Below are 13,065 nucleotides of genomic sequence, written 5' to 3' on the forward strand. Positions count from 1 at the left end.
ATTATTACTAAACTAAGCTATCAGACTATAGGAATAGGGAAAGGTTTGTTAAGCGGTGTTAAAAACTTGGTAACATTTTAAATACAGCGCCAAAATCCATGGTTATGCTGTAGATTTAAATATTAACAAAGGTTATTTACGTACTGAAGGGTAAGATTTATAGTAAACAGTTGGGCAGTTGCAGCCTTTTTTAAAAATGCCACATCCACTTAAACCCAAAAGAGCGACTAAACAGATTAAACTAATTGCTTTTTTCATTGAAATTTAATTTATGTAATAAAACATAACTAAAAACCGCCATAAAGCAGCCTAACATATCACAGGCAAAATCCCACCACTCGCCAGAGCGATAAGTAAAAACTTTCCATTGTAGTAATTCTATACCCCCACCAATTAAAACGTTAATCAGAATTATTTTAAAAATAGTTAAGGTTCTGAAGCCGAAATTGTGTTGATAAGCGATTTTACCGTAAAAAAGTAAAACGGAAAGAATAAAGAAGAAACCCAAATGGGTCATTTTATCAAAACCCGTAAAGAAAAAGCCAACGCCATTGCTCTCGGGCATTCTTATATTACAAAGCACTAAAATAACTAGAGTCCAGAATATGGCCCATTTTTGATGTTTTAGTGCTTTGTACAAAGTATTTTTCGAATTAAGCGCCAACTAGCGACTGGTAAGCTTCTGCATTAAGTAGACCTTCAACTTCTGCTGAATCAGATAATGAAACTTTTACCATCCATCCTTTTCCATAAGGATCAGAATTTACAAGTTCTGGATTATCATTTAATTCTGCATTAATTTCTAAAACAGTTCCCGTAACAGGCATAAATAAATCTGAAACAGTTTTAACAGCCTCTACAGTTCCAAAAACCTCATCTTTAGCAACTTCAGTACCTACGCTATTAATATCAACGTAAACGATATCACCTAATTCGCGTTGTGCGAAATCAGTAATACCAATAAATGCCTCATTGCCTTCTACTTTAACCCACTCGTGGTCTTTAGTATATTTTAATTCTGATGGAAAATTCATTTGTCTTATATTAGTTTGTGTCAAAGTTAAAGATTAAGTTGGAATGTTGAAATCTTAGGCATTGAAATGTTACGCTTAAATTCGCCTATTTTAATTTAAAGTAAATCTCAAGCTAAATCCGAAATTGCTAAACGATGTATTAAAAGTTTGAGAAGTATAAGGCTTGGTAATGTTCGAATCATAGAATAACTTAATATTAAACTTCTGGTTTAATACATAATCAACACTTGGCCTTAGCGTAATGTTTTTAGCTCCCGAAGAAACTTCTGTTTGTGCTACATCTTCATTATTTCGATCTGAAACCGTCCGATAAATTACCGTTTTATTATCTCTAATGGCGACATCCAATTTAAAATCCATATTGTTATCCATTTTTAAGCTCTTAAACCAGCCAAATGGAAAACGGAATTTATTTGTACGATAGCCTAAACCCAATACCACATTATTTTCTGATAGTTGTGCAAGCTGACTATTCGACAAACTCAAGCCTAACAAACGCGATCGGTTTAACTCAAAGGTTGCAGTTACATTGTTTTTCAATCTGGTATCTACCCCAATTAATGGCGAAAAGTATTCGGAAACTGTTACCTGCGCAAATTGGAATTCAGGTAAAAAGTTATTATTTGCATCTCTGCTACTAACAAAACCATCATTTTCCTGGTAACGTAATAGTGAATTATAACCATTTATATTATACGCAGAACGATAACCGTGCTTCAAATCTACCGATGAGAATCGATCGGCTATGAAAGCAATTTTAGTTAAGCCACTATATGTTAAGGTCCAGTTTGGTAGCGGAATTCTTGGAAACGAATTTAATTTCGCCCCCCCCGCATCTTTGCCCGAGTATGCAGCAAGAAATGCCGATATGATTACATCCTGACTTTCTTTGCCATAGCCATCAGCAAAACCATTTGTATTACCTGCAGAATTCGGATTTTGTGCACCTAGTCGTTGAGAAATAATTAACCTATTCGAGATAAAACGATTATATAGGGTAGTCATATTACTTGCATTATTCTCTTTAAAAGCTGTACCAATAGCGATGTATGAAATACTATAATCGCCCGTAGTAATTGCACTTAGGTTTTCGAAAGATGATGCAGTTGCCACATACCTAAAGTTAGTTGAAAAGTTTCTGGTTTGTGCTCGGTTAGCCCTTAAGGTTATCCTCAAATCTCTTATTGGCTCCAGCTGACTCGTTAGTTGAAAATCTTCGCGAAGTGTATTTACATACATTTGAGTTTGCAAGGTATCGGTCGTTAGCCAACCATTGTTCAGTGCCATTTCGCGAATATCTCTCTGGCTTCCGAAAGCAAAGCCTAAACCTGGAGCACCAGTTACATTATCTATACCGAAATAACTTGTTTTAGGTAAGTAACCTGGTAAAAATATCCCCTTGGTTTGAACATAATTTATATTTACATTCTTAATGCTTGTTAACAGGTTTATAAAGAATTTCTTGGCGCCTCCGCCCTCCTGATCGTTTGATATATCGCGAACAAAACCAAATTTATTGTAAAGTGTAGTTAAGTTTAAAGTTGGGTTAACCTGAATATTACGACTATTCTGCACCGTATTACCTAAGTTAATATTTGGATCGCGTAGCGTTGATAATGGTTCTGTTTGCCAGTTAAAATTAGTGCCGTACTTGGTTAAAACTGTAATCCAGTTTAAACCAGGAATTTTATTAATTGGAACAGCATACGTTACGTTCAGGTTGTGATTATAGTCGGTAGTACGGCCCAATCGTTTAAGATTTTCCCAAACTGTATCACGCTTTAATCCGTCAATCCTGCCATCTGGCTCATCAATAATCGAATAGTTAGTCGCATTAAAATCCAACTGCAGCGATTTGGTTAAATTCCATGCGATACCGTAAATGCGGCTCATTCTGAAATTCTTGTTAAACGTTGTACCATAGCCACTCTGAAAAATCGGAATCGAATTATTCGGGTCGTTATTTCTTAAAGTATTTTCAGAATAAAGTCTATCTACATCAATCCTGAAGTTAATTGCACTTGGCAAAATACTAAAGTTAAAATCTCTAAGTATTGCAAGCATATTCGATTTAATAATTTTCTCGAATGGGGCATAACTTTTAGCTTCTTTAGAGTAGCTGTACTGCAATGAACCTCTGTAAGTATTCTGAATACTGCTTTGATTTATAAAATCGCGATGGTTGTATTGGGTGTAAGCGTAACTTGCCGCGAAGTTTTCAATATCCCACAACCTAACAGGCTTGTTATTATTGGTGCGCTCTTTACGCACATTGGTAAAGTTTATCCCGCGGCGAACTGTATAATCTTGCGCAAAATTTAAAATCGAGTCTTTCTGTTCTTTTGTTGCCTGATCTAAAGCATTTTTAAGTTCTATATCGGGTGTTTTAGGGTTATATTGTGGCGTAGAAACCTGTTTAGAATAGCTTACATACACTGGAATCTTCACGCCCGATTTTTGTGGCAAAAACTTACCCAATTCTACTGCCGATGAAACATCTAAAAGCGTATTATCAGCACGATTACGTTCGCTAACTTTCGAATCGATAGAACCAAAACCAATAGTAGATTTACTACCCGAAATATTTACATCAGCAAAATCTGCAAGTTTTAAATTCAATCTTGCTGTTGCAGCCCAGCCACCACGTTCATCAAACTCGGTTAACCTTAATTCATTAAACCAAACCAAAACACTTTTATCTAAGCCATCATCACCTTCGGGATTAGTTTGACTTCTTAAAGGGTTTTTAACGCCCAACATGTAAACCCTAACCTTGCTCATATCTGGCTGACCTTTAACAATAACCGTACGAAGTCCGTCAGAATATGTAAAAGGAACATTTATTGGCCATGGCTGTCCGTTAGCTTGTTTTGCTACATTACGGGCTAATTTTGCATTCTGGAATAACAATAAATCAATATCCATTCGGTTTGCTTCTGGCCAAATCGCATCTGGGTCTGTTGTGCCTGGCGTGGTAATCCTTAGAGGCATTACATATTCGTAGTAATTATCCTGATTATCCGTTCCGATTCTTAAAAATGCCGCAACATCGTTATTATTTAGAATTTGATTATTAATGGCTTCAGCATGAATATACATTTCCAGATGTTTGTAAGAACGGAAATCACTATACGCTGTTTTAAATGCCGCCCTTCCGTAGCCATCTCTTAAATTTTTCACCGTAACCGATAGAGATTGCTCGTTTAACTGCGTATCCCCACGATAGTTACTATAATCACGCTCGCGAACAATGCCTGGAGGCGTTACATAAGGTATTGGCGAACGTTTACCATTCTCTTCAATATTTACCGTAGAAACTTCAATTATCGAATTATCTGGTGTTAAAGCTGGCAAAGCAGGATCTACGATAACCTGATCTGCTGTATTCGTTGCATTATACTCCCGCCACTCACCTCTTATTAACTGTAATTTTGCAAAACGCATTACTGCCGTATCTGCAAAATTGGTCATAAACATTCTGAAAAAACGAATGGATTTAAAATCCTGAATGTTACCAACTTTTTGTTGATACTGCCCGATTGGTATTCTAAACTGATACCACGAAACAGCTTGACTGTTTCCATTCGCTAGTTTAACCTGAGAAATAACTTTATCCGTAATAAAATTCTGGCCAACGTTTAAATCGCCAGGACGCATTGAAACCTTATATTGAAAATACTCATCGCTCTGTGTCATGTTATTATCGCGATTAATATCTTCTCCGTCTGGCAATGAAGTTGAAGCTGAGTTTTCTATCCCTAATTCGTCTTGCGATTGTTGCGAAGTTTTTGAATTCCCCTCTGTCCCGTTATATTTTTCGTAGCGTTTTAAAATACCAGCATTTGCCTGATCTAAAAGCGGGCCACGGAAATACGCATAATCATCAGACGATGGATCGGCATCTATAATTGCTGCTGCCGCAGGATTTAATTGTGCCTTTATGGTATTAATTGCAGCTGCAAATTTTGCTCTTTCACTTTGATTCGATAAACCATCCAAACCAACATCCTGAGCTTTACGTACATTTGGATCGTTATCAAAAGCCTGAACGACTGGTTGAAGTTTTGGCACTCTTCCCCAGACGGTTTCATCATACTTGGTATTATCATCAGTTTCTGGCAAACCGTTTTCTAATGATTTACGGCCATCTTTTAAAATGTCTTCAGAAATATTACCTAAATTAAAATATACATCGCCACCAGCAGAATTTGGCTTATAGATAAATGGATCCATAACCCAAAATTCAATAAAACCAATATTTAATGCTTCAAAATCATTTGTTTCTATTTTACGTTGAAAACCTGCCCAGTTATTTCTCGGATTAAGGAGATCGCCATCACGATTAAAGCCAGTAGTACGGAAATTGTAAGGTCCGCGAACGGTTGGGTAGTAGGCAACATCTAAAGTGGTAATATTTAGCGCCTGACCAGTAGCCGTCTGTTTAAAAGGAAAAACTTCCTGCTCAATAATCTGCCTAACATAATGATTAGAAAGTTCGTTTCTATTATTACGAATGTTTACAGGTGTGGTTGAAGCAGCCGAATTGTAGAAAGTAGGATCGATGTTGTAAAACGCAACCCTCGCCCGGTTATAGCCATAAGCCAGATCGTTTACCAGCTGCGATTCTGAGAAAAGTTGCGGTGTACCAGATAACTGCCAGGAAATAGCACTTTTTAAATCGACAACAGATCTTGCAGCTTCAAAATCATCAAGATAACTTACACCATTTTTACTGCCAGCAAAATTTAAGGCCCTTGGGTGCCCTGGAATTAACTGAGCATACTCTCCATAAAAAGTTACGCTAGATGGAGCTTTTGTAGAAATAAATGGGATCTTATCAACCATTTTGGTTAAAAACCTCGATGGAGAACTGTAATTAATATCGGCACCCCAAATGGTATTTGAAATGGGTTCTTCACCAATATTTACCTTTTGTGTTAATGGTTTCTCGGTAAGGTTCATAATTGTACCACCAAGGTTAAGCTTATTGTTTACCCGATAATCTAACCTGGTTCCAAACAAAGAGCGTTGCTGTAAACCGAAAAGTTCGTTATTTTCTGTTGTAATTCTAATCGGCTGCCCAGAAGTTAATAAAGCCTGGTTGATAACACTTACTCGTCCCCCCTGATAATCAACCGTAAAATCTACACCTTCAGTTAAAGGCATTGTACCTGCAAAAACTTTAACCGATCCTTCGGGAACATTAATTGCATTTAAGCTAAACTCAGAAGAAACATCCGACTGGTAATTACCCTTAATAATGTATCTGTTTTTATTTTGAAACAATTGTTTTGCAATGGTTTGAGTAGAATCATATAAAGCCGTAAAAGTATATTTATCAATTAAGGCTTGTTCTGCTGGTAAAAACTTTGCTGCCAAATCTTTACCAAAAGGCTCGATAATTGGAAAAATAATACGTCCGTTTGCTGGATCTATAGTGATATAACCCGTATTGGTATTACTCACCAAAGAAGCAAGCCCCGTTGTTGAAAGGTTAGAACCAAAGGTGCTGCTGCTATTAGCTGTGTAAGAATTAGATGCCGAACCAAAAGCATTATTAGCGGGTACAAAATCGAAAACACCGTCCGATTTTCGTTCATTTTGCTGATTTAAGCGATCGAATTCTACCAGGTTTATCCACTGTTTATTTGCAGTATTTACGCCTTCGGTCATCACTGGGTTTTCTACACCACTTTCATTATCAATCCTGTAAATATCTAATCTAAAATTTTGACTACTAATTTGATAACCGCCAATCGAATAGATGTTTTTCATCATTAAATCCCAGGTTGGCAGATTAATTTTTGTGGTTTCGTTTTTCAGCAGTTTTGTATACAAAACCTTTGGAGTTGTAGCATCGAAAGTTACATCTGTAGAAAACTCTCCAACCTGATATTCTATTCCATTATAGGTATAGCGGTAAGCAACCGCCAAAACCTCATCAGAATTTAAAGCGTTATTTAAAGAGATGTAGCCCAATTGCGGTTGAAACGTGAATTCTCTATCCGTTAGTTTTCTGGCATAGGTAAGTTTTGCAAAGTTATCCGTTGCACCATTTGCCTGAAAATATGAAATTACATCGTTGGTATTTGTGAACCTGGCACCTGCCGGAAGACTTTGTAGCAAATTATTCGATTGCTGAGGGAAACCAGTTGCAGTTGTTCCGCCAGGCAAAGCAGAGCCACCGCCTGTGATTTGGGCGGTATTGTATGGTACATTTTCACCTAAATCGAGGAAACCTAAAACATCCCGAGAATCGGTTGTACTGCCTGATTTATTGGTGATCCAAACTTCAATTTTTGTGATTTGAATTGGTGAGGTAATAATCGGAGCGTTAGCCAGATTCTTATTATAATTCGCCCTAAAATATTGCGATAAAAAGTAGTGGCGGTTCGCCTCATAATTATCAGCACTTAAACGAAACTCGTTAGATTGCGCTCCATTTGTTATTCTAATTTCTCTCGACTGAGATTTTTGTTGCGTATAAACACTCGTTACATTAAGTTTACCAAATTGAAGTTGAGTTTTTAATCCGAATAAGGCTTGCGTTCCGGTAATTAAACTTGTATTTAGTGGTAAACTAACGTTACCTGCTTCAATTTTCTTAATGATATCGTCTGGTCCGCCAGTGTAATCAAGCTTAATCTGGTTTTCAAAATCAAATTGCGCCTCTGTATTATAGTTACTTTTAATTTTTAATTTCGTACCAATATTACCAACCAAATCCATCTGAATCCGCTGGTTAAAATCGAAATTTGTTTGAACGCGTTGGCGCTCGTTAAACAATGGATTTTCGTTTTTATTAATACGCCCTAAAAAAGTAAGTTCTGCTTCTCCCCGTGGTTGGATATCAATTGTGGTACCTCCAAATATTTTCTCAAAAGCTTTGCTGTTTACCTGTATTTGAGGAATAATCCCTGTATTACGAAAATCGCTAACTTCGGCATTCGAAATACTTCGCCAATTTCCCCTTTTAATTTCAGTATTCAGCAATCGCTGGTATTCATCAATAGTTAAATACTGGGTATTTGTAACATACTTATCTCCAACAAGATCTTTTACAATATATCTTTTGTTCTTTGCATCGTATTCTACAACCCTTTTTAAATTATTTGGGAGTGGATAAAACGGATTAGTTGTAGGACTAAGCCCTAGCAATTGCTTTTCGCGAAGGCTGAAATTATTTTTAGACATAGCGGTATCCGCTTTGCCAATAACAACCTGAGATAAGGCGTTTTTAGTAGCAAATAGAAGTGGGATGAGAATTAATAGGGTAAATATTCTCTTCAAAGGCGGTTAGATCTATAAGTTTTTTAAGGCGTGTTTAATTAGCTGCTCTACCGAAAGCGTTCCCTCTGTTACCTTTAAAATCTGATCGATAGTTTTTTCGGCTGTTTGTTTGGCGAATCCGAGCATCACTAATGCTGATAACGCTTCATCTTTAACCGTATTGTGTTGAGGCATAGAAATTAATGAATCTACCCCTTCTTTTTTTAATTTATCCTGTAACTCTAAAACTAATCGCTGGGCGGTTTTAGCGCCTAACCCTTTAATGCGCTGTATTAAAGCATAATCCGCCTTAACAATTGCTGTTTGAATTTCAACAGGTGTAATAGAAGATAATATCATTCTTCCAGTATTTGGACCAATACCAGAAACAGATATTAAATGTAAAAATAAACGGCGTTCGCCTTCCTCAGCGAAGCCGTATAAAGTATGTGCATCTTCTTTAACATGTAGCCAGGTGTAAAGTTTACAACGTTCAGCATCACCAAGGCTACTATATGTATTTAAAGAGATGTTAATATGATAGCCTATACCGCCAGCTTCAACCACAACATAAGCTGGGTTTTTAAAAGTTAATTTACCGTCAATATAGGCGTACATTATTTATGTTTTTAAATTTATCTATTCAGTTGAAAACAATTTATTTTTTAGTTGTGCTTTTTGCAAACACCCCTTTGCGTTTTGATCCGCCAGCTAATTCTTCTTTAGCCTGAACATCTACAACGGCAATAGTTACCATATTTACAATTTCACGAACAGAACTACCCAACTGAACAATATGCACTGGTTTATTTAAGCCAAGCAAAATTGGTCCTACGGCTTCAGCGCCGCCTAATTCTTGTAATAGTTTGTAAGCAATATTGCCCGACTCCAAGTTAGGAAAAATTAAGGTATTTGCTGGTGCATCTGCTAATGTACTGAAAGGAAAATTATCTTTCAATAACTCATTATTAATGGCAAAGTTACCTTGCATTTCTCCATCTACAACAATTTCTGGATGTTCTTTATGAAGAATTTTTACCGCTTTTCTAACCTTTTCAGGCACAGCACCATCATTCGAACCAAAGTTAGAGTATGAAAGTATAGCAACACGAGGTTTAATGTTAAACTGTTTTACCGATTTCTCAACCAGCAAAGTAATATCAACCAGTTCCTCTGCAGTAGGATCTACATTAACAGTTGTATCGCCAAAAAAAACAGGGCCTTTTTCAGTCATCATCATGTACATACCTGCAACACGTTTAACCGAAGGATCTACACCAATAACATGTAATGCAGGTTTAATTGTGCTTCCATAATCTTTGGTTAAACCCGAAATCATGGCATCAACCTCACCAAACTCTACCATCGAAGCACCGAAATAGTTACGATCCCTCAAAAGTTTAATCGCATCTCTTTCTGATATTCCTTTACGCTGGCGTTTCTTATAAAGTGCATTAGCGTATTTTTTGGTTTTTTCAGGCTCCTGCATCTGATCGATAATCTCAACACCATCCAGCTCCAAAGCATGGCCATCAATAATCGCTTGAATTTTTTCCTTATTTCCTAAAAGGATTGGAATAGCGATCCCCTCATCTTTAACAATCTGAGCAGCCTTTAAAATTTTATAGTTATCAGCCTCTGCGAAAACAACACGTTTAGGATCTGATTTAGCCTTATTGGTAATCGAACGCATAATTACATCGTCCAAACCTAAGCGTTTTCTTAGCTCCTCGCTGTAAGCATCCCAATCGGTAATTACCTTACGGGCAACACCACTTTCAATAGCAGCCTTTGCAACCGCAATCGAAACTTCGGTAATTAACCTGAAATCGACTGGCTTAGGAATAATATAATCTCTACCGAATTTCAAGTTACGTGCATTGTAAGCCAAATTAACCGATTCAGGAACCGATTTTTTAGCCAGTTCTGCAATTGCCTTAACCGCCGCAATTTTCATTGCCTCGTTAATGGAAGTTGCTCTAACATCTAATGCACCACGGAAAATATACGGAAAACCTAAAACGTTATTAACCTGATTAGGATAATCAGAACGGCCAGTAGCCATAATGATATCTTTTCTGGTTTTCACAGCCAGTTCGTAAGCAATCTCTGGATTCGGGTTTGCCATTGCAAAAACGATCGGATTTTTTGCCATGCCAACCAACATTTCTGGTTTAATAACATTACCTGCCGATAAACCAATAAAAACATCGGCACCTTTCATGGCTTCGCCAATATCCTTAATGTCTTTTCTATTGGTAGCAAAACGCATCCGCATTTCATCCAGGTCAGTACGGTCATTAGTAATTAGCCCGTTAATGTCGAACATTACTAAATTCTCTGGCTTTACGCCCAAAGAAAGGTACATTCTCGAACATGAAACCGCAGCAGCCCCCGCCCCGCTTACCACAACCTTAATTTTATCTATTTTTTTCTTCTGAATTTCGCAGGCATTAAGCAATGCTGCACCAGAAATAATCGCCGTTCCGTGTTGGTCGTCATGCATTACAGGAATATTCATTTCCTGCTTCAACCGGCGCTCAATCTCAAAACACTCAGGCGCTTTAATATCTTCTAAGTTAACACCACCAAAAGTTGGTTCTAGTGCTTTAACGATTTTAACAAAATCATCAACATTTTTAGTATCCAGTTCTAAATCGAATACATCTATATCTGCAAAAATTTTGAAAAGTAAACCTTTACCTTCCATAACTGGCTTGCCCGCTTCAGGCCCAATATCGCCCAGCCCTAAAACGGCTGTTCCATTGCTAATTACGGCAACTAAATTCCCCTTCGCAGTGTATTTATAAACATCTTCTACGTTTTCTGCTATTTTTAAACAAGGCTCTGCAACACCCGGCGAATAAGCCAAAGTTAAATCTCGTTGCGAAGTTGTTGGTTTTGTTGGTACTACTTCAATCTTTCCCGGCCGCCCTTGCGAGTGGTAATCAAGCGCATCTTGCTTTCTGTTTATATTACTCATTAAGTAACTTATTAGTGACGGCGCAAAGGTACAATTCTTTTCATCAGGCTTAAAATAAAATATCCAGACAAGCCTTTTAATTCTCGACAGCTTACGTTCATCAAGTTATTTTGCTAAATGTTGTAGATTAAAATAATTAGTAAAGCAATATCACTGCAAGATAAAACGTCAGTCCTTCTTTCCGCTAAATCTTTTTGTTCATTTTAATACAAAAAGTTTATGTTTCTACAACAAAAAGTATATCGCTGCAATAAGGTTTAGAAACAATGGAAAAGCCTTTATAATTAATGAAGAATTTTAAACGCCGATTGAATAAATTCTATTACCCTTTACTGATTTTAAGCACCATACCAGTTTGTAAACCAGCTTTTGCCAAATTATTATCGCGTTTTATGCTTTGAACTGTGGCGCCATCAAATTTTTCGGCAATTTCAGAAAGCGTGTCGCCTCTTTTAACCTTGTAACTTAAAAATGAAGCTGGAGCCTTTAAAACAGCTCTTTTGCTTGTATAAATTTTAAGTCTTTGACCAGGAACTATTGTTTTGCTCTTTAATGCATTCCAAACTTTTAAATCCTGCACTTCGACACCGTATTTATCGGCAACACTATTTAAGCTTTGGCCAGAAGTAACTTTATGATAAAGCACCGCTGTAGAATTAACAGTGGCGGCCTTTCTTTTTCTTAACTCGCGAACATCATCGGTATTCGCCTGAATAACCTGCATTTGGTTGTCGAGTTCATTATTATTCAACACATCATATAAACCTGCTAAATCGGCACCTTTTAGCTTTGGCAAAATTAATCGCTTTGGCAAATCAGAAGTTCCGTTTACAATTTTCTTTTTATAGGATGGGTTTAAGGCAAATAGCGATTCATCTTCGATATTCAAAATTTTTGCTAAAGCCGATAAGGAAACAAAATGATTAACCTGCATCGTATCTGTTTTTAAAAACAGTTTGCTTGCCTGTTCAGTTATTTGGTGTTTACTTGAATAATTCATTACATAAACAGCTGCAATAAATGCTGGAACATAGTTGCGGGTTTCTTTAGGCAGAAATTGCCTGATCTCCCAAAAATCTCTTGAACCAGCTTTATCAATTGCCCTGGTTACATTTCCTTTTCCGCAGTTATAAGCCGCAATAGCCAGCAACCAATCGCCAAGTTCCTCATAGGCATCTCTGAAGTAAGCCGCCGCAGCATAACTGGCCTGTACAGGATCTTTACGTTCATCAACAAAATTATCCATTTTTAAGCCATAGGCTTTGCCAGTACCAAACATAAACTGCCAAATACCTGTTGCACCAACCTTAGAAACCGCATGCGGATTCATTTGAGACTCTACAATAGTTAAATACTTAATCTCCTGTGGAATATTATAATCTTTTAATGCCTTCTCGAAAATTGGGAAGTAATAGCCCGATAAGCCCAGCATTTTGCCAAACATATCTTTACGCTTAGCGTAAATATCGATGTATTGCTGAACGTATTCATTATGCGGAAGCGGTACAGCACGTTCAATAGAATCTAAACGAAGTTTATAAATATAATTCTGGCTCGAAAGAAGTGGATTTTCTAAAGCAAGTGGAACAGTAGTCGTATCTGTATTGATAAAAATATTGTTCTGAATTTTGTGCAGGCTGTCTATCTTTAAAATCTGCTGTGCAAATGAGTTTGTTGTAAGTCCCGTTGAAACACAAATTAAAGCAAAAAGTATTTTTTTAATCATGGGCTATTTGGTTTAATTAGCATGTCATTTCGTTTGCCAATGGTTTGTGCCCT

Annotated in this window: 6 protein-coding genes; all 6 read right to left on the minus strand. The window is 37.0% G+C overall.

Annotated elements, in window-relative coordinates; all coding sequences use genetic code 11:
- Window positions 1–241 precede the first annotated feature (241 nt).
- The gene (locus ABD692_RS13915; RefSeq protein ID WP_344767935.1) at window positions 242–640 is read right to left on the minus strand and encodes a VanZ family protein; all 399 of its coding nucleotides are present in this window, start codon (window positions 638–640) and stop codon (window positions 242–244) included.
- 13 nt (window positions 641–653) lie between these two features.
- On the minus strand, window positions 654–1,034 hold the full coding sequence (gene gcvH / locus ABD692_RS13920; RefSeq protein WP_316755327.1) for a glycine cleavage system protein GcvH: 381 nt from the start codon (window positions 1,032–1,034) through the stop codon (window positions 654–656).
- A 90-nt stretch (window positions 1,035–1,124) separates the two neighbouring features.
- Window positions 1,125–8,324 (minus strand): T9SS outer membrane translocon Sov/SprA, encoded by a 7,200-nt coding sequence (gene sov / locus ABD692_RS13925; protein ID WP_344767937.1) that lies wholly within the window; start codon window positions 8,322–8,324, stop codon window positions 1,125–1,127.
- A 12-nt stretch (window positions 8,325–8,336) separates the two neighbouring features.
- Window positions 8,337–8,921, minus strand: coding sequence for a Holliday junction branch migration protein RuvA (gene ruvA, locus ABD692_RS13930; protein ID WP_316755321.1), 585 nt, complete (start codon window positions 8,919–8,921; stop codon window positions 8,337–8,339).
- A gap of 40 nt (window positions 8,922–8,961) precedes the next feature.
- Complete coding sequence (locus tag ABD692_RS13935; protein ID WP_316755319.1) at window positions 8,962–11,286, minus strand: NADP-dependent malic enzyme; 2,325 nt, start codon at window positions 11,284–11,286, stop codon at window positions 8,962–8,964.
- A 322-nt stretch (window positions 11,287–11,608) separates the two neighbouring features.
- Window positions 11,609–13,012 carry a lytic transglycosylase domain-containing protein gene (locus tag ABD692_RS13940; RefSeq protein WP_344767941.1) on the minus strand — a complete coding sequence of 468 codons (1,404 nt, stop codon included), beginning with the start codon at window positions 13,010–13,012 and terminating at the stop codon, window positions 11,609–11,611.
- Window positions 13,013–13,065 lie beyond the last annotated feature (53 nt).

It is taken from the genome of Pedobacter ginsengiterrae (assembly GCF_039537385.1).
In the GTDB taxonomy this organism is placed as follows: domain Bacteria; phylum Bacteroidota; class Bacteroidia; order Sphingobacteriales; family Sphingobacteriaceae; genus Pedobacter; species Pedobacter ginsengiterrae.